Annotated in this window: 17 protein-coding genes; 11 read left to right on the top strand and 6 right to left on the bottom strand. The window is 70.5% G+C overall.

The features are described from left to right. Positions 1-183: 183 nt before the first annotated feature. A complete protein-coding gene (locus tag AB0H43_RS23815) occupies positions 184-1,428 on the bottom strand; it encodes a M48 family metallopeptidase (RefSeq protein ID WP_360002459.1) in 1,245 nt (414 codons plus the stop codon). Between the two features lie 146 nt (positions 1,429-1,574). Here AB0H43_RS23815 and AB0H43_RS23820 point away from each other — a divergent pair, with 146 nt between their 5' ends. Both AB0H43_RS23820 and AB0H43_RS23825 read left to right on the top strand, forming a co-directional pair. Further along, positions 1,575-2,300 carry an SDR family oxidoreductase gene (locus tag AB0H43_RS23820; RefSeq protein ID WP_360002461.1) on the top strand — a complete coding sequence of 242 codons (726 nt, stop codon included), beginning with the start codon at positions 1,575-1,577 and terminating at the stop codon, positions 2,298-2,300. 173 nt (positions 2,301-2,473) lie between these two features. After that, positions 2,474-2,713 carry a hypothetical protein gene (locus tag AB0H43_RS23825; protein WP_360002463.1) on the top strand — a complete coding sequence of 80 codons (240 nt, stop codon included), beginning with the start codon at positions 2,474-2,476 and terminating at the stop codon, positions 2,711-2,713. Positions 2,714-2,715: 2 nt separating this feature from the next. On the opposite strand, the gene AB0H43_RS23830 is transcribed toward AB0H43_RS23825, so the two are convergent. Continuing rightward, positions 2,716-4,119 carry an NYN domain-containing protein gene (locus AB0H43_RS23830; RefSeq protein WP_360002464.1) on the bottom strand — a complete coding sequence of 468 codons (1,404 nt, stop codon included), beginning with the start codon at positions 4,117-4,119 and terminating at the stop codon, positions 2,716-2,718. Positions 4,120-4,271: 152 nt separating this feature from the next. Here AB0H43_RS23830 and AB0H43_RS23835 point away from each other — a divergent pair, with 152 nt between their 5' ends. From AB0H43_RS23835 to AB0H43_RS23860, 6 genes are all read left to right on the top strand, one after another. Then, positions 4,272-5,978: a DEDD exonuclease domain-containing protein gene (locus AB0H43_RS23835; RefSeq protein ID WP_360003125.1), complete on the top strand. Its 1,707-nt coding sequence runs from the start codon at positions 4,272-4,274 to the stop codon at positions 5,976-5,978. A 133-nt stretch (positions 5,979-6,111) separates the two neighbouring features. Beyond that, positions 6,112-8,031: an HD domain-containing protein gene (locus tag AB0H43_RS23840; RefSeq protein ID WP_360002466.1), complete on the top strand. Its 1,920-nt coding sequence runs from the start codon at positions 6,112-6,114 to the stop codon at positions 8,029-8,031. A 32-nt stretch (positions 8,032-8,063) separates the two neighbouring features. Continuing rightward, positions 8,064-8,633, top strand: coding sequence for an NUDIX hydrolase (locus tag AB0H43_RS23845; RefSeq protein ID WP_360002468.1), 570 nt, complete (start codon positions 8,064-8,066; stop codon positions 8,631-8,633). Continuing rightward, positions 8,626-9,444, top strand: a complete 819-nt coding sequence (locus AB0H43_RS23850) for an NTP transferase domain-containing protein (protein WP_360002470.1) — start codon at positions 8,626-8,628, stop codon at positions 9,442-9,444. Before AB0H43_RS23845 ends, AB0H43_RS23850 begins: the two co-directional genes overlap by 8 nt. Then, positions 9,441-9,722 carry an Lrp/AsnC ligand binding domain-containing protein gene (locus tag AB0H43_RS23855; RefSeq protein WP_360002472.1) on the top strand — a complete coding sequence of 94 codons (282 nt, stop codon included), beginning with the start codon at positions 9,441-9,443 and terminating at the stop codon, positions 9,720-9,722. The genes AB0H43_RS23850 and AB0H43_RS23855 overlap by 4 nt, the downstream gene beginning before the upstream one ends. An 80-nt stretch (positions 9,723-9,802) precedes the next feature. Beyond that, entirely contained in the window at positions 9,803-10,642 is an 840-nt protein-coding gene (locus AB0H43_RS23860; RefSeq protein WP_360002474.1) for an alpha/beta fold hydrolase, read from the top strand. Between the two features lie 226 nt (positions 10,643-10,868). On the opposite strand, the gene AB0H43_RS23865 is transcribed toward AB0H43_RS23860, so the two are convergent. Genes AB0H43_RS23865 through AB0H43_RS23880 form a run of 4 tightly spaced genes read right to left on the bottom strand, consistent with a single transcriptional unit; the run spans position 10,869 to position 15,107 of the window. Continuing rightward, on the bottom strand, positions 10,869-12,470 hold the full coding sequence (locus AB0H43_RS23865; RefSeq protein WP_360002475.1) for a ubiquinol-cytochrome c reductase cytochrome b subunit: 1,602 nt from the start codon (positions 12,468-12,470) through the stop codon (positions 10,869-10,871). Next, a complete protein-coding gene (locus AB0H43_RS23870) occupies positions 12,467-13,606 on the bottom strand; it encodes a Rieske 2Fe-2S domain-containing protein (RefSeq protein ID WP_360002477.1) in 1,140 nt (379 codons plus the stop codon). Before AB0H43_RS23870 ends, AB0H43_RS23865 begins: the two co-directional genes overlap by 4 nt. Then, a complete protein-coding gene (locus tag AB0H43_RS23875; protein ID WP_360002479.1) occupies positions 13,603-14,451 on the bottom strand; it encodes a cytochrome c in 849 nt (282 codons plus the stop codon). The genes AB0H43_RS23870 and AB0H43_RS23875 overlap by 4 nt, the downstream gene beginning before the upstream one ends. A 38-nt stretch (positions 14,452-14,489) precedes the next feature. Continuing rightward, positions 14,490-15,107, bottom strand: coding sequence for a heme-copper oxidase subunit III (locus AB0H43_RS23880; RefSeq protein ID WP_360002481.1), 618 nt, complete (start codon positions 15,105-15,107; stop codon positions 14,490-14,492). 131 nt (positions 15,108-15,238) lie between these two features. On the opposite strand from AB0H43_RS23880, the gene AB0H43_RS23885 reads away from it, so the two are divergent. The 3 genes from AB0H43_RS23885 to trpD all read left to right on the top strand — a co-directional run bounded on the left by AB0H43_RS23885 (position 15,239) and on the right by trpD (position 17,822). Then, positions 15,239-16,231, top strand: coding sequence for a cytochrome c oxidase assembly protein (locus AB0H43_RS23885; protein WP_360002483.1), 993 nt, complete (start codon positions 15,239-15,241; stop codon positions 16,229-16,231). A 47-nt stretch (positions 16,232-16,278) separates the two neighbouring features. Further along, positions 16,279-16,689: a hypothetical protein gene (locus AB0H43_RS23890; RefSeq protein WP_360002485.1), complete on the top strand. Its 411-nt coding sequence runs from the start codon at positions 16,279-16,281 to the stop codon at positions 16,687-16,689. 62 nt (positions 16,690-16,751) lie between these two features. Continuing rightward, positions 16,752-17,822: an anthranilate phosphoribosyltransferase gene (trpD, locus tag AB0H43_RS23895; protein WP_360002487.1), complete on the top strand. Its 1,071-nt coding sequence runs from the start codon at positions 16,752-16,754 to the stop codon at positions 17,820-17,822. Positions 17,823-17,861 lie beyond the last annotated feature (39 nt).

Here is a 17,861-nt window from a genome sequence, read left to right on the forward strand (position 1 = left end):
GCAGCCTACCCGCGGGCTTTCCGCGCTCGGCGCTGGACCGCGCTCAGCGCTGGACCGCTCGGCGCTGGACCGCGCTCGGCGCTGGACCGCTCGGCGCTGGACCGCGCTCGGCGCTGGATCAGGGTTCCGGGTCGAATCATGGGTGATGATTCGACCGAGAACCCTGATCCAGCGCGGGAAGGGCTATCGGGGTGAGCGGGCGTACGCCCGGGCGGCCGCGATCCGCTCCACAGTCGACGGATGGCTGCCGAACAACGTCTGCTCCCAGGCGGGCGGATCCGGGTCGCCGAGATTGACCAGGGCGAGGCGTTTCTGCATCTCCTCGAAGGTCCGCGGATCGCCGGTCACGGTCAGGGCGTGCTCGTCCGCCCGCGCCTCCACGGAGCGGGAGACGTACGCCTGGATCGGCCCGCCGACGAGTCCGGCCACGGTGCCCAGCGCCAGCAGGAGACCGATCGCCCGCGGGTCGGTCAGCGACTCCACTCCCGCCCGGCGCAGCAGCCCGGTCCATCCTCCGATGAGGAACAGCAGCACCACGAGGGTGGCCGAGCCGAGCGCGCCGATGAGCGTACCGGTGAGGACGTCGTTGCGCTTGGCGTGGCCGAGTTCGTGCGCCACCACGCTGACCACTTCGTCTTCGGGGGCCTCCCGCAACAGCGTGTCGTAGACGACCACCCGTCGGGTCGGCCCCAGGCCGGAGACGTAAGCGTTGACCGCCCGCGTCCGCCGTGACGCGTCGGCCACCAGCACATCGCGTACCGGGACGCCGTCTTCGGCGGCAATCGCGACGATCCGGGTGCGCAGCGGGCCGTCTTCCATCGGCGTGAACTTGTTGAACACCGGCTCGACCAGCAGCGGGAAGATGAACGACAGCAGCACGACCAGGCCGGCCGCGCCGGCCGCCGCCCACGCCCACCACCAGTTCGGGGCAAGGCGGGTGACGCCGAAGAAGACGAACAGGACTATCGCTCCTAGGATCGCCGTTATCGCGTACCCCTTGAGAAGATCGAGGGACCACGCGCCCCAGCCCTGCGTCGACAGCCCGTAGCGCACGGAGATCCGGTGGCCCACGGCCGCGAGCGGCAGCGTCACCAGGTCTGCGAGGAACAGCACCAGCAGGCCGCCGCCGACCGCCTTGACCCACCACGGTCCCGGCACGAGATCGACGAGCTTCGCGCCCAGCGGCGTCAGACCCAGGATCAGCGCCGCGACGATCCCCAGGATCATGCTCGGGTACGCGATGAGCCGCAGTTCGGCGCGGTAGTGGCGGGCGCGGGCGACCTTGTCGGCGGGCAGCTCGGCCAGGGCCGCGAGCTGGTCGGACCGGGGCGCCGGCGGCCGGTGCCACGGGACGAGCAGAGCGGCCGTGACGACGAGCCCCGCCACCAGCACCAGCAGCGTGACCCACGCCCACCCTCGCACGCTCATCCGCCCACCCTAATTCCCACCCCCTGTTCCCCGCGATCATGAACTATCGGTCGTGATCGACCGGCGTGGCGTGTCCGCAGCGCCCTGATCATTCGCTCACCACCATGATCAACGCGACGAAGTCCGCCCGAGATAGGGTCGCGATCATGAGTGCGAAGCTGGCTGTGGTGAGCGGTGGCGGAACGGGCATCGGCGCGGCGATCACGCGGGCGCTGGCCGAGGACGGGCACGAGGTGATCATCGCCGGGCGGCGCGAGGACCCCCTGGCGAAGGTGGCGGCCGAGGTTCCGGGCGTGACCGCGGTCGTCGCCGATCTGGCGGATCCGACGCAGGTCACCCGGGTCGCCGACGCGGTGGGCGACCGGGCGGTCGACGTGCTCGTCAACAACGCGGGCGGGTTCGTCATGTCCGAAGGCGACTCGCTGGCCGACGAGGCGGCGATGTGGCGCCGGACGTTCGACGTCAACGTGCTGACGGCGGTGTTGCTGACGACCGCGCTGGAGACGTCTCTGCGCCGGCCGGGCGGCCGGGTGATCCTGCTCAGTTCGATCGCCGCGCAGCGTGGCGGCGCTGGGCCGTACTCCGCCGCGAAGGCGGCCCTGCACGGCTGGGTGTTCGACCTCGCCGCGCGGCTCGGCCCGGACGGCGTGACCGCCAACGTCATCTCGCCCGGGTACGTGGCCGAGACCGAGTTCTTCGGCACGCGGATGACCCCGGAAGGGCACGCGCTGCGGGTCGGGCAGACGCTCGTCGGCCGGGCCGGGGTGCCGGACGACATCGCCGCGGCCGTGCGCTGGCTCTCCGGCGCGTCCGGCGGCTATGTGACCGGGCAGATCATCGGCGTGAACGGCGGCTCTGTCCTCGGCCGCTGACGCCCGCCCTCGCCCGCCCGGCGTGGTGATCATTGCGTCAGCCAGGTTGTTTCATCGGACATTTCGCCGTGGGAAACAGCGTGACTGACGCGATGATCACGAGCGGCGGGAGGCCGAAGCGCTGCGGAGATCCGGAGTTCGTCCTAGCGTAGGGGGAACGAAGGAGGCAAGCCGTGAGCAATACCAGGAAGGCCGGCAATTCGAAGAACCACCACAAGCCGGATGAATTGGCCTTTGATCTCGACCTGCGTGACCCCTCCGACGACCACGGGTACGCCGGGGAGCAGGCGCGGGAGGAGTCTCGCCAAGCGGCGATGGCCGCCCGGGAGAAGTCCATGCGGACGAAGATGTCGGTCGGTCAGGCGAACACGATGCGCCTCAAGCGGGGCAACCAGCCGCGCGGCGGCCGGTGACCCTAACCGCGCGCGACCCGGCGTAGCAGCGAATCCGCCGCCATGGGGTACGCCCCGTGGCGGCGTACGCCGTCGGCGACCTCCCGATCGGAGGAGACGACCACGATCGGGCGCCCCGCCGGTTCGGCCCGGACCAGCCGCCGGACCAACTCGTCGGCGGTCTCTCCCTTGCGGGAGAACAGCACCCGCAGCCCACGCGGGTTCGGCGGCAGCCCGTGCACCTTCTCGGCGCCGTCGAAGACCACGGTGACCTCGGCCCGAGTCTGCGCGCCGAGCGCACCCAGCGCCGTGATCAGCCGCGTACGCTGCTGCTCCAGCGACATCTCGGGATAGCCGCGCTTCGTCACGTTGTAGCCGTCGACGATCAGATGCACCTTCGGCAACGCCAGCAGCTGATCGAGGCGGCCGGGATCGTCCTGGCTCTGGGCGCGCGCGGACGGGCCGGCACCGGCCGGGCGGTCGGCGTACTGCTCCGCCGTCGCGTCGGCCGGCAGGATCGTCGCCGGGTCGAGGGCCAGTTCCCGGCGCAGCCCGACGGCGGCCTGCCCGATCGTCTCCAGCAACAGCCACAGCCGCGCCTCGTCCACCGCTCGCTGCTGCCGGGCGTCCTGCCGGGCGGTGGAGGTCGACGCCTCCGCCTCGGCCAGCTTCGCCCGCAACCGGCGCAGTTCGGCGTCGTGGTCGGCGGTGTTCTTGGCTAGCCGCCCGCGTTCGGCCGCGAGCGAGTCGGTGGCCTTCTTCAGGGCCGCCTGCGCCTCCCGCAGGGCCTTCGCGGTGCCCCGAGACTCCTCCCGGACCGCGCTCAGCTCCTGGTGCGCCTTGGCCAGCTCGTCCCGCAGCTTCTCCACTTCGACGCGGGCGACGGCGCGATCGTGTTCGGCCCGCTGTGCCCTTGATTCGGCCGCCTGCAGCACCTCGCCGACGGCGGCGCTCTCCGCCTCGAGGCGTACCGCGTGCTCGGCGGCGTCGAGCAGGTCGCGCCAGCCGGCCGGACGAGCGAGGTACGCCAGCGCGGCGACCTCGACGGGGTCGGCCGCCGCGGGCGACACTCCGTCGACAACGGCGGCGCCCAGGTCTCCGGCCTCGGTGACGACCCGCTGGCTGACCCGCTGGCGGAAGATGGGATCGGCGGTGAGGTGAGCGGCGATGACCGGGCCGCCCATCCGGGCGCGGCGGTTGGGGGCGAACTTGGCCACCTTGCGCAGGGGGACCGACAACTCGTCCTGCGGAATGCCGGCGAGCACCGCGGCGGTGAGCGTGATCACTCGCTGGCGCACCGGCTCGGGCAGAATGGGCTCCGGCTGAAAGTCCAGGTCGTCGCCGGTCTCGTCGGGTGCGGCGGGGTCGGCGGGCACGCCGGAGACGCCGCCCGGATCCGGGCGGCCGGTCAGCTCCGGCTCCGACATCTCTCCAGTCTCCCACCTCGGCGGGCCGCACGACGAGGCATCTTCTGTCACACCCGCCCCATATGGTGCGCTGCGTGCCGTCCGGACTCCCCCGTGCCGACCCGTCGGGTCGGACGAGCCGCCCGATCCCCGAGCAGCTCACCGTCGACCTTATCCTCGATGATCCGTTCGCGCAGGATCTGATCCACACCACGTTCGTCGTCCTCGACCTCGAGACGACCGGGGGCAGCCCGCACGACGGCGACGGGATCACCGAGGTCGGCGCGGTCAAGGTGCGGGGCGGCGAGGAGCTGGGGCGGTTCGCCACATTGGTCAATCCGGGTCATCCCATTCCACCGTTCATCACGGTGCTGACCGGGATCACCACCGCGATGGTCACCCCGGCGCCGAAGATCGAGGCGGTGCTGCCGGGGCTGCTGGAGTTCCTCCGGGACGCGGTCGTCGTCGCCCACAACGCGCCCTATGACGTCGGGTTCCTCAAAGCCGCCTGTGCGCGGCACGGCTACACGTGGCCGAATCCGCGGGTGCTCGACACCGCCGCGCTCGCCCGCCGGGTGCTGATCCGCGACGAGGTGCCCAACCGGAAGCTGGGCACGCTGGCGGCCTACCTGCGGACCGAGCACCAGCCCAACCACCGGGCCTTCGACGACGCACTGGCCACGGTGGACGTCCTGCACGCCCTGATCGGCCGGCTGGGCAGCTTCAAGGTGCGGACACTCGGCGACGCCATCGAGTTCACCAAGGCGGTCACGCCGACGCAGCGGGCCAAACGCGGGCTGGCCGACGGGTTGCCGCACGCGCCCGGCGTCTACATCTTCCGGGCCGCCGACAACCGGGCGCTCTACGTCGGCACCTCCGGCGACATCGCGACTCGCGTACGCACATATTTCACCGCCGCCGAGAAGCGGGCCCGGATGTCGGAGATGATCCACATCGCGGAGCGCGTGGAGGCGGTCGTCTGCGCGCACGCCCTCGAAGCCCAGGTACGCGAACTGCGCCTCATCGCAGCGCACGCGCCGCCCTACAATCGGCGGTCGAAGTTCCCCGAGCGGGCCTGGTGGGTCCGGCTGACCGACGAGCCGTTCCCCCGGTTGTCCGTCGTACGCGAGCCGGGCGGCGGCCGGGCGAGCCTCGGCCCCTTCGCCGGACGGCAGGCGGCGCAGGCCGCAGTGGACGCCTGTCACGAGGCGCTGCCGCTGCGGCAGTGCACGGCGAAGTTGTCGGCGCGTAAGCCGTCGGCCACTTGTGCGCTGGCCGAGCTGGGCCGGTGTCCCGCGCCCTGTGAACTGCGAGTCGACCCCGACGAGTACGCGACGCTGGCGGCCGACCCGTTCGCCACGTCGGTGACCGGCGACCCCGGTCCGGTGGTCGACCGGCTGATGGCGCGGCTGAAGGTGCTGGCCGACGCGCAGCGGTTCGAGGAGGCGGCGGCGTTGCGCGGGCGGCTGGCCGCGTTCCTGCGGGCCGTCATCCGGATGCAACGGCTCTCGGCGGTGACCCGCATCGACGAGCTCGTCGCGGCTCGGCGGGACGCCAAAGGCGGCTGGGAGATCGCGATCGTCCGGCATGGGCGGCTCGCGGCGGCCATCACGGCGCCGGTCGGGACGCACCCGAGGATCAGCCTGGAGACGGCCCGTCTCACCGCCGAGACCGTACGCCCCGCGGCCGCCGGTCCGATCCCGTGCGCCACGGCCGAGGAGACGGAACGGATTCTGGATTGGCTGGAGCGCCCGGAGACCCGGCTCGTCGAAGTCTCCGCCGACTGGGCGTCACCAATTGGTGGCGCAGCGCGACTAAAACCCCTGTTGGCGAGGCTCGACGCCGCTTCCACGACACGGATCGTGAACGAAAGCCCATGAGGTATTGACCGAAAGTCCGACACGTTCGTTACTAGTCTTAAGAACGCGAGGAGCCCCCGTTCCGAAGGAACTCTTGACGCACCGTTGCGTAGGAACGTCATGAGCACCGTCCGCCACAAGGGAGGTGTCCATTATGGATGTCAATGCCACCTTGGGCACCACGCCGATATCCGGCCGGGTGCGCTCCTGGTTCGCGGCCCCGGACCGGTTGGGCCGGCCCGCGCCCAGCATCAGTCCCATGGCCGCACTGGTACGCGCGCATCGGCAGGTGCACCCGGGAGCGGACACGACGGTCGTGCGGAAGGCATACGTGACGGCCAAGCGGTCGCACGACGGCCAGTTCCGCAAGAGCGGTGAGCCCTACGTCACGCATCCGGTCGCGGTCGCCCAGATCCTGGCCGACCTCGGGATGGACACGACGACCCTGGTCGCCGCGCTCCTCCACGACACCGTCGAGGACACGCCCTACACTCTGGAGCTGCTGCGCGAGGACTTCGGCGACGAGGTGGCGCACCTGGTCGACGGCGTGACCAAGTTCGACAAGGGTCACTTCGGAGCGATCGCCGAGGCCGAGACCATCCGGAAGATGATGGTGGCCGCCCGCCGCGACGTCCGGGTCCTCGTCATCAAGCTCGCCGACCGCCTCCACAACATGCGAACGCTCGACGCCCGCTCCCCCGCCTCTCGCGCCCGCATCGCGGGCGCGACGCGTGAGGTGCTCGTCCCACTCTGCGACCGACTCGGCATCCAGGTCCTCAAGCGGGAGCTGGAGGACGTCGTCCTGGAGTACCTGGAGCCGGAGACGTTCGCCGAGATCGACAAGGTCGTCCAGGAGCGTCCGCTCTGGAAGGACTTCCTCGACCACATCATCCTGACCACCGAGCACGCCCTGCGCGTCGACGAGGTCCGCGGCGAGGTCCAGCCCCGGCACCGGCACCACTACACGATCTGGCGGGACACCCGCGCGGTCGGGGACAACATCAAGCCCCTGGACATGCCCCGCATCGTGGTCCTCCTCGAGGGACCGGACACCGAGTGTTACACCGCGCTGGGCGCCATCCACCGCACCTTCCGCCCGGTGCCGGGCCGGTTCAAGGACTACATCGCGTCGCCCAAGAACAACCTCTATCGCTCCCTGCACACGACCGTGCTCGGCCCGGACAGCCGCCCGGTCGAGGTGCTCATCCGCACCCAGCAGATGCACCGCGACGTCGAATACGGCATCATCTCCCGGTTCCGGTTCCCGCCGAACCGCGTACTGTCCGACAAGGTCAGCGCCTCCATCGGGCAGGCCCTCACCAGTGCGCCCGTCATCGCGCTCGGCAAGCGACTGCCGGACGCCCTGCGCCGTCCCCTCGCCGGTGCGCTCGGCAAGCTGACCGGCGACGCTCAGGACGCCCGCGCCGCCGCCGCGGAAGCCGCCGAGACCGCCGACCTCGAATGGCTGCGCCGCGTACTGGACCTGGAACAGGACACCTCCAACGCCGCGCACTTCGTGCGATCGCTGCGCAGCGACCTCGCCGAGACGCAGATCCAGGTCATCGCCCGGGGCCGCACCGTCGTCCTGCCCAGCGGCTCGACCCCCGTCGACGTCGCGTACGAGTTCGGGCCGACGGTCGGCGACCGCATCCTCTCGGTCGCGGTGAACGGCGAGATGGCCGCCCTGTCGACGGCGCTGGTCGACGGCGACGTCGTCGAGATCATCGAGGCCGCCCCCGGTCAGCCGTGCGGGCCCTTCGAGGAATGGCTCACCTTCGCCAAATCGCCGAAGGCCCGGGTCTACCTGCGGAGGCGGTTCCGCTCCTACTCCGCCGACGACGTCCCCTCGGGCACCATCACCGACCGCATCGCGATCGGCCGGGCCGCGCTCGGGTTGGCGCTGCGCCGCCGATCCCGGGGGCTCGCCGACGACGAGTGGCTGGTCAAGCTGGCCGAGCACCTCGACTTTCCCGACCTCGACACCATGCTGGTGACCATCGCCGAGCACCGGATGAGCGCCGACACCGCCGTCGACAAGCTCATCCAGCTGGTCGATCACGGTCCCACCGGCTGAAGCCGCGGCCCGAGATTCGCTACAGTCTCCCAGTGAGCCCACGCCGTTCCGCCCTGCGTACCCGGCTGACCGCGATCGGCTACGGGATCTTCTACCGGCTGCCGCACAAGACCCGCCTGCGCCTCGTCCGCCTCGCGACCCCGAAGTACACCGTCGGCGCGGTCATCCTCGTCTTCGACGTGGGCGCCGACCCTGACGGCCCCCCGCGACGCATCTTGTTGCTGCGCCAGCCGCCTGGCCGGGGCTGGACGCTGCCGGCCGGGTTGCTCAACCGGGGCGAGACGCCGCTCGAAGGGGCGGTACGCGAGGCCGCCGAGGAGACGGGGATCGAGTTCAGCCCGGAGCAGCTGGTCCCGGCCGCGCCGAACGCCGTCGTGCACACCAACGGGCGCTGGATCGACACGGTGTTCACCGCCCGGGTCGACGCCGAGGCGGTCAAGCTCTCGGTCGACGGAGCCGAGGTCTGGGAGGCCGCCTGGCATCCGCTCGACGAGCTGCCGAAACTGACCGTCGCGACTGGACGGCTCCTGAGCAACTACGGCGTCGTCCCGGCCGACCGGCCTGCCGGTGGCTCGCCGGAGAGGCTCCCCGGCCATGGCTGAGCTGGCCGCGATCGTGCTCGCCGCGGGCGAGGGCAGTCGCCTTCGTCCACTGACGACGCTGCGGCCGAAGGCCCTGTGCCCGGTCGGCAACGTCCCCATGCTCGACCGCGCGCTCGCGCTGCTGGACGAGATCGGCCTGGCCGGCCCGGATCGGGTCGCGGTCAACGCCTGCTGGCTGGGTGACCAGATCGCCGAGCACGTCGGCGACCGTGCGCACGTGAGCGTCGAGAAGGACCTGCTCGGCAGCGCGGGCAGCGTCGGGCACCTGCGCGACTGGGTCGACGGGCGACCGGTGCTCGTGATGAACGCCGACGCGTACTTCTCCGCCGACGTCACCATCTCCGCGCTCGTCGAGGACTGGGACGGCGAACGCCTGCGGATGCTCGGCCAGCGGCACGTGGGCGGCGTCGGCGAGTTCGGGGCCTATGACTTCGCGGGCATGTCGCTGCTCCCGGCCGCGACGGCGGCGTCCCTGCCCGCGGACCATGGAGATCTGGTACGCCTGGCGTGGCGACCGGCCGAGGCGGCGGGGACGCTGGACGTGATCCGGTTGCACGGCCTCTACCTGGACTGCGGCACTCCCCGCAGTTACCTGCACGCGAATCTGCTCGAGGTCGAGGAGAGCCTGATCGCCCCGGACGCGGTCGTCACCGGCGATGTCCGGCGTAGCGTCGTCGGCGAGGGGGCCACCGTCCACGGTGACGTCAGCGATTGCGTCGTCTGGCCCGGATCGCAGGTCGCCGAGGGCGAGCGCCTGAGCCGGGCGGTACGCGCGCAGGATCTCACAGTGCGAGTAGAGTCACGCTCGTGATCACCGCGATTGTTCTCATCGACTGTGCCACCGACTCGATCCCTGAGGTCGCCGCGACGCTGGCCGATCTGCCCGGGGTGAGCGAGGTCTACTCGGTGGCGGGCAGCGTCGATCTCATCGCCGTCGTGCGGGTGAAGGAGTTCGAGCAGATCGCCGAGGTCATCGCCGCCGGCATCTCGAAGACTCCGGGAGTGGTCGGCACCGACACGCACATCGCGTTCCGGGCGTACTCGCGGCACGACCTCGAGGAGACGTTCTCGATCGGCTTCCCCGCCTGACCCTACCCGTCGGTAACATTTTGGGCTGACTGCACTCCTGGCGGCTCGGCCGAGAGCCTCCCCGGCATACGCTGGTCGCCATGCAGTTGTTCCTCGACCGCGGCGCGGACCGCCTCTCGGTCGGCGTCACCCCCGCGGCCGACCCCGACGCACCCTTCTTCGTCGTCTTCCCGGCGATGGGCGTTCCCGCGCGGTACTACAGCCAGCTCGTCACCCGGCTGACCGCCGACGGCTGTGGCGTGGCCGTCGCCGACCTGCGCGGCACCGGGGAAAGCGGGCCGAAGGCCACCCGAGCCGCCCGGTACGCGATGACCGACCTCGCCGACGACGTCGGAGCCGTCCTGGCCGCCACCGCCGAACTCCGCGCGGGACGGCGTACTTTCCTCCTCGGGCACTCCCTCGGCGGGCACGCCAGCGTCATCCATCTCGCCCGGAGTGCTCCGGAGAATCCGGTCGACGGCTTGATCCTGATCGCCTCCGGGCTACCGCTGTGGCGGCTGTTCGGGGCGCGCTCGCTCGGCGTACTGACCTTCGCCGAGGGCATCCGCGCGGTCAGCGCGCTGCTCGGCCACTGGCCCGGCTGGGGCTTCGGCGGGCGTCAGTCTCGCGGCGTCATCCAGGACTGGGCGCACACCGCCCGGCGAGGCGAGTTCGCACCCCGGCTCGGGGTGGCCGACCGGCTCGGCGACATCACCGTCCCGGTCCTGGCGATCAGCGTCGACACCGACCAGTACACCCCGCCGCCCACGATCGATCTGCTCGTCGGCAAGCTCACCGGAGCGAAGGTGACCCGCGTCCACGTCACCGAGGACGAAGCCGGCGCTCCCCTCGACCACTTCCGCTGGGCCCGGACGCCGGGCGCGATCGTCGACCGCGTCACCGCCTGGCTCCCCGTCGCCGCGCCCGCCGACCTGTCCTAGCCGGATCAGGGGTCTCGGTCGAATCTTGCTCCTTGATTCGACCGAGACCCCTGATCCAGCGCCCGCGGTCCAGCGCCCACGACCCAGCGCCCCCGGTCCAGCGCCCGCGGTCCAGCGCCCACGACCCAGCGCCTGCGGTCCAGCGCCCACGGCGCGACCATTTCCAGCGGCGGACAGCGAGAGGCCCCCACCGGATCGGTGGGGGCCTCTTCGCGTACGGGTGCGATCAGACGCCGGTCTTCTCGCGGTCCTTCTCGGGAGCCGGCGGCAGCTGCGGCTTGACCGGCACCTCGATCGGCCGGAAGAAGCCCCGGATCGCCGGGCCGAGCGCCCCGAGCCGGTTCATCTTCTTGGGCACCGTCCAGTTGACGTACGGCAGCTCTTCCGGGTGCCCGTGGTCGTCCACCGGGGCCAGCGGCTGGTGGACCTCGACGAAGGCGCCGTTCGGCAGGCGCTTGATGATGCCCGTCTCGACACCGTGCGCCAGCACCTCCCGGTCGTGCTGCTGCAGGCCGAGGGCGATGCGGTGGGTGATGTAGTACGCCAGCGGCGGGATCACCAGCAGCCCGATGCGGCCGGCCCAGGTCATCGCGTTCAGGCTGATGTGGAACTTGTCCGCGATGATGTCGTTGCCGCCGGAGATCAGCAGCACGACGTAGAACGAGATCGCCATCATGCCCAGCGCCGTACGCTGCGGGACGTCCCGCGGCCGCTGCGCCAGGTTGTGGATGGACTTGTCCTTGTTCTTCCGGGCCTCGATGAACGGCCACGCCATCGGCAGGATCGTCAGGATGCCGGGCAGCACGACCGTCGGCCAGAAGATGCCGGGGATCATGTACTGGTGACCGGCGATCGAGAAGGTCAGCTCCCAGGCGGGCATCAATCGGGTCGAGCCGTCGAGGAACATGACGTACCAGTCGGGCTGGCTGCCGGCGGAGACCACCGCCGCGCGGTAGGGGCCGAAGAGCCAGATCGGGTTGATCTGGAACAGGCCGCCCATCGCCGCGATGACCGCGAAGACGAGCATGAAGAACCCGCCCTGCTTCATCACGTAGCGCGGGAAGAACCGCTCGCCGACGACGTTGGTGTTCGTCCGGCCCGGGCCGGGCCACTGCGTGTGCTTCTGGATGAAGACCAGCGTGATGTGCACGGTGATCAGGGCCAGCAGCACCAGCGGGATCAGGAACACGTGCACGATGTACAGGCGGTCCAGGATCACGTGGCCGGGGAACTCCCCGCCGAACAGCGAGCTGGTCACCCAGGTGCCGATCACCGGGATGGACAGCATGATGCCGGTGGCGATCCGCAGACCGGTGCCCGACAGGGCGTCGTCCGGCAACGAGTAACCGGCGAAACCCTCCAGGAAGGCGAGCCAGAACAGCAGCAGGCCGATGATCCAGTTCGTCTCACGCGGCTTGCGGTACGCGCCGGTGAAGAAGATCCGGAACATGTGCACGATGATCGCCGCGACGAAGAGCAGCGCCGCCCAGTGGTGCATCTGGCGGACGATCAGGCCACCGCGGACGTCGAAGGAGAGGTCCAGCGACGAGGCGTACGCGTGGGACATCTCCTGGCCGCGCAGCGGCACGTAGGAACCGTTGTAGGTGACCTCGGTCATCGACGGGTCGAAGAACAGCGCCATGAAGGTGCCGGTCAGCAGCAGGACGATGAACGAGAAGAGCGCGATCTCGCCCAGCAGGAACGACCAGTGGTCGGGGAAGACCTTGTTGAGGATCCCCCGGATCGGACCGGCGACCTTGAACCGCTCGTCGACGGCGTTGGCCGTCGCCCCGGGCAGGGCCTTGAGGTCTACTTTGCGTCGCTTCATTTGGATGGCCTCTCCCAGTACGCGGGCCCGACGGAGACGTCGAAGTCGCGCCGCGCGAATAGGTATCCCTCATCATCGACTCCGATGGCGAGCATCGGCAACCGGCGGGCGGCCGGGCCGAAGATCGGCCGGGCGTTGTCGGTGATCAGGAACTGCGACTGGTGGCACGGGCAGAGCAGCCGGTTGGTCTGCTGCTCGTAGAGGCTGGCCGGGCAGCCGGCGTGCGTGCAGATCTTCGAGTACGCCACGTAGTTGTTCCACATCGATCCGCCGTCCTCGGCGTTGACCGGGTACTTGTGGAGGTTGTCGCGCAGCGTCTGCGCGTCTTCGTCACGCAGGTGAATGAGCAGCACCGGGGAGTCGGCGAACTCGTTGGTGACGCCGATCCCGCCCGGCAGCCCCGGGAAGACCGTGATCTGGCCGCCGGTGCTGATGTCCTCCGGGCGTACGTAGGTGTTGTCCTCGAGGACCATGCGCACCGGCTTGCCGTCGTTGAAGGCGGGGTTCCAGCCGGTGGTCATGTACGGGTCGGTGTCGTCCGGGCCCTCGTGCGGGTCCTTCAGCAGCATGCCGACCGGCACGACCAGCGCGGCCGCGCCGAGCCCGAGGCCGCCGAGGCCGAGCGCGCCCTTGATGAGCGGCCGGCGCTGGATGTTGAACTCGCTGCCGATGAAGCCGAGCGTGCCCGCGGCGAGCGCCCGGTCCTCCGGCGACGACGGGTCGTTGTGCCGCTGCTGGATCGCGATCTCGTGCGGCAGGAGCTTCTTGCCGTAGACGAGGATCGCCATGCCGATGCCGAACAGCGACAGCCCGAGGGTGAAGCCGAGCAGCGGGGTGAACCAGTCCTGCGCGGTCGAGCCGAAGTGGTACTCCTTCGGCTGGCCCAGCGGCGACACGTAGATCACGACGAAGGCGATCGCGGCCAGGCCGCACAGCAGGAGCAGCAGGGCGACGAGACGCTCGACCCGCTTCTCGGCCTTGGTCCCCGGCACCGGGAACTGCGGCTCGTAGTGCACGATCTCGATCTCGTCCCGCCGCAGGCCCTCGTCGAGGACCTCACGGTAGGTGAGGTTGGGGTCCGTCGGGTCGACGGCTTTCACGCCGCCCGGAACCTCCGTGGTCTCGTGGGTGCTCATGACTTCCCCGCAATCCAGAGGGTGGCGAAGACCAGTGCGACGATGCCCACCAGGAAGATCGCCAGACCTTCGGTCACCGGGCCGAACCGGCCGAGACCCCAGCCGCCCGGGTCCTGGTCGCTCTTCAGGCCCTGCACGTACGCGATGATGTCCAGCTTCTCCTGCGGGCTCAGCTGGTTGTCACCGAAGACCGGCATGTTCTGCGGGCCGGTCAGCATCGCGGCGTACATCTGCCGATCCGTGGCCGGCTCGAGGCTGGGGGCGTACTTGCCGGACGACAGCGCGCCGCCACCGGCCGAGAAGGCGTGGCAGGAGGCGCAGTTCACGCGGAACAGCTCGCCACCGGTGGCGATGTCGCCCTTGCTGGGGTCGATGTTCGCCGGCAGTTGCGGACCGCCGCCCAGTTCCTGGATGTACTGCCCGAGCGACTCGGCGTTCTGCTGCAGCTGCTCGCCGGACCAGAACGGGGGCTTGCGCGGGATCTGAGCCTCCTGGCGCGCGGCCGGCATCCGGCCGCTGGTCACCTGGAACTCGACCGACGCCGAACCGACGCCGATCAGGCTCGGTCCCTTGCCGTCCACACCTTGCGCGTTGCGACCGTGGCAGGTGATGCAGTTCTGGTCGAACAGCGCCTTGCCGTCCTCGGCCGAGCGGGACAGTGTCGCGGCGTCGGCAGCCTGTGTGGCCGGCGCGACGGCGACGTAGAGGCCGCCCGCGAGGATCAGCGCCGCGAGCATGCGGATGGTGGCACCCGTACGCCGCGCGACCTTGCCTCGCCGGCGCGGCGCCGCCAACCGCCGCATGCGGGCGGTGAGTCCGCCGCCCTTGCCGGTTTCAGTTGTCATGGCCATACCTTTGTCGTCTGCATCCGAGGCGCGCCGGGTCATGACAGGCCGCCCAGGCGCTCCAGCAGATAGATCATGAAGAAGAGGGCGATCCACACGACGTCGACGAAGTGCCAGTAGTACGACACGACGATGGCCGAGGTCGCCTGCGCCGGCGTGAACCGGCCCAGGGTGGTGCGGATCATGTAGATCACGAAGGCGAACAGACCGCCGATGACGTGCAGCCCGTGGAACCCCGTCGTGAGGTAGAACATCGAGCCGTAGCCGTCGCCGTTGATCTTGATGCCCTCCTCGACCAGGCTGCGATACTCGTTCGCCTGCCCGAGCACGAACACCAGGCCCATCAGGAAGGTCAGCGTGAACCAGCGTCGCAGCGCGTACACGTCGCCGCGCTCGGCGGCGAAGACGCCCATCTGGCAGGTGACCGAGGAGAGCACCAGGATGATCGTGAAGGTGAGCGCGTAAGGCAGGTTCAGCGTCGGGAAGTGGTGTTCCCACTGGCTGTAGTCCGCCGCGCGGATGGAGAAGTACATCGCGAACAGCGCCGCGAAGAACATCAGTTCACTCGAGAGCCAGACGATGGTCCCTACGCTGACCATGTTGGGTCTGGTCAACGAGTGGATCCCGCTCTTGGCGATAGCTGGGGCCGCAGTCACGCGGTCATTATTATCCTCGACCAGCATCGAACGGCGTCGGGGTGCCTGTTAAGGCGGCGTGTCGTGATCCGCCGGTCCGCTCGCGACCGCCCCGCCGTGCCGCCGACCTGCGGCGGGACTAGCCTCAAGGGGTGTTCTCCAGCCTGATCGACGCCGTCACGGGCGGCCTGCCGCCGTTCACCGCGGGCACGATCTTCAGCCAGACCAGAGTAGACGGATGGCTCGCCGCGATGCTGCTCCTCGCGGCCGGCTGCTACTTCTACGGCGTACATCGGCTGAAGGCGCGCGGGGACAAGTGGCCGGTGAGCCGCACGATCATGTTCGTCGGCGCCGGGCTGGGCTCGATCGCGCTGGTCACCCTGACCGGCATCGGGGCGTACGACACCACCCTGGTCAGCGTGCACATGGTGCAGCACATGGTGCTCGGCATGGTCGCGCCGATCTTCCTCGCCCTCGGCGCGCCGGTCACCCTCGCGTTGCGCACACTGCCCAAGAAGCCTCGGGCGCTGCTGCTGTCCGCGGTGCACAGCCGGGTCGCGCGGGTTCTGGCGTTTCCCCTGGTCGCGTACGCCATCTTCGTCGCGAACCCGTTCGTCTTGTACTTCAGCGACCTCTACCGGCTCACGCTGGAGCACCCGTGGCTGCACGAGTTCATGCACGCCCATTTCATCGCGACCGGGTGCCTGTTCTTCTGGCCGTTGGTGGGGCTGGACCCGTTGCCGGGGCGCTGGCCGTATCCGGCGCGGGCGCTGCTGATGATCCTGAGTGTGCCTTTTCACACCGTCCTCGGGCTGACCATCATGCAGCAGAAGGAGCTGCTGGGCGGCGATTACTACCCCTCACTCGGCCTGACCTGGGCGAATCCCGCGTCGGACCAGGTGACCGCGGGCGGCATCCTGTGGGCCGGCGGCGAACTGGTCAGCGTGACGATGCTCGCCGTGCTGGTGGTTCAGTGGATCCGTGCCTCCGAACGAGAGGCGGCCCGGGTGGACCGGCAGCTCGATCGGGAGGAGGCCGAGGCCGAGCGCCAGTCGGCAGCCGCCGCGGGCGCTCCAGCGGCCGACATGACCAGTCTCACACCGCATCAGGCGCCCGAGTACGATCAGCGGGCAGCAACCAGCTAGCGGCGCAGCACGGCTGCGCGCAGACCCACAGCGCGGGAGCCCTCGACATGACCGAAGCACCCATCCAGCGGCACACCGTCCTGCTCTACAGCGACGACCCGGCGGTCCGCGAGAGCATGCGCCAGGCCATCGGCGTACGCCCCGCCGCTGACCTGAGCGTCGAGTTCGTCGAGGCCTCGACGTACGCCGAGTGCGTCAAGCTGATCGACGACTACGAGATCGACCTGGTGGTGCTCGACGGCGAAGCCGCGCCGGGCGGCGGCCTGGGCATCGCCCGCCAGCTGCACGACGAGATCGCCGACACTCCGCCGACGGTGCTCGTCATCGCCCGCGCCGCCGACCGCTGGCTCGCCGCGTACGCCAAGGTGACCGCGACCATCATGCACCCGCTCGACCCGGTGACCACCGGGCGTACCGTCGCCGAGCTGCTTCGCGAGAAGGCTCCGGCGTCGGCCTGACCCCTTCCTGACCCGCCAGCGCAGCCGGGTCGGCCCCGCCTACGTGTAGGAGGAGACCCGCCATGGGCGAACGCACCTGGCCCAGTCTGTTGTCCGCGCTGACCCGCGCCCAGGAGATCTCCACCGACGACGCGGCCTGGGCCATGGAGGAGATCATGGCCGGGTCGGCCACCTCCGCCCAGATCGCCGGGTTCGCGCTGCTGTTGCGGGCCAAGCGGGAGACGCCCGCCGAGCTGGCCGGGCTCGCGGCCACGATGTTGCGTAACGCGCCCGCCGTTCAGTTGTCGGCGGCCCAGCGCGCGCAGGCGGTCGACATCGTCGGCACCGGCGGCGACGGCGCGCACACGGTCAACATCTCGACCATGTCGGCGCTGGTCGTGGCGGGTGCCGGGGTGCCCGTCGTGAAGCACGGCAACCGGGCCGCCTCGTCCCTGTGCGGCGGGGCGGACCTGCTGGAGCATTTCGGGATCCCGCTGGATCTCGGCCCGGAGGACGTGGCCCGGTGCGTCGAGGAGGCCGGCATCGGCTTCTGCTTCGCCGGCCGTTTCCACCCGGGCCTGCGGCACGCCGGTCCCACGCGGCGGGAGCTGGGCGTGCCGACGGCGTTCAACCTGCTCGGGCCGTTGACCAACCCGGCCCGGCCGCGCGCCGGCGCCGTCGGAGTGGCCGACAGCCGCCTGGCGTCGACCGTCGCGGGCGTGTTCCGCGACCGGGGTGACTCGGTGCTCGTGGTGCACGGCGAGGACGGCCTCGACGAGTTCACCACGGCCGCGCCGACCACCGTGCACGTCGTACGCGGTGGCGCCGTCCACACGACCACGGTGGACGCGGTGGACCTCGGTCTGCCCCGGAGCGCCCCCGGCGATCTACGGGGCGGCGACGCGCCGTTCAACGCGGCCGTGGCTCGGCGTCTTCTCGCGGGCGAGACCGGTCCCATCCGCGACGCGGTCCTCGTCAACTCGGCGGCCGCCCTCGTCGCCGTGGCCGGCGTGGACGCTCCCCCGTTCGCCGATCCCGGCGTGGAACTGCCGGAGGCGTTGCGGGCGGGCATCGAGCGGGCCGCCGCGGCCATCGACTCCGGTGCGGCGGCGAAGGTCCTGACGACCTGGGTCGAGGTCGCCAACACCCGCTGAAGCAGGGCCCAAGGCACACGCGAAAGCGCCGCCCGGCTT

Source organism: Hamadaea sp. NPDC050747 (assembly GCF_040654195.1).
Taxonomy (GTDB): Bacteria; Actinomycetota; Actinomycetes; order Mycobacteriales; family Micromonosporaceae; genus Hamadaea.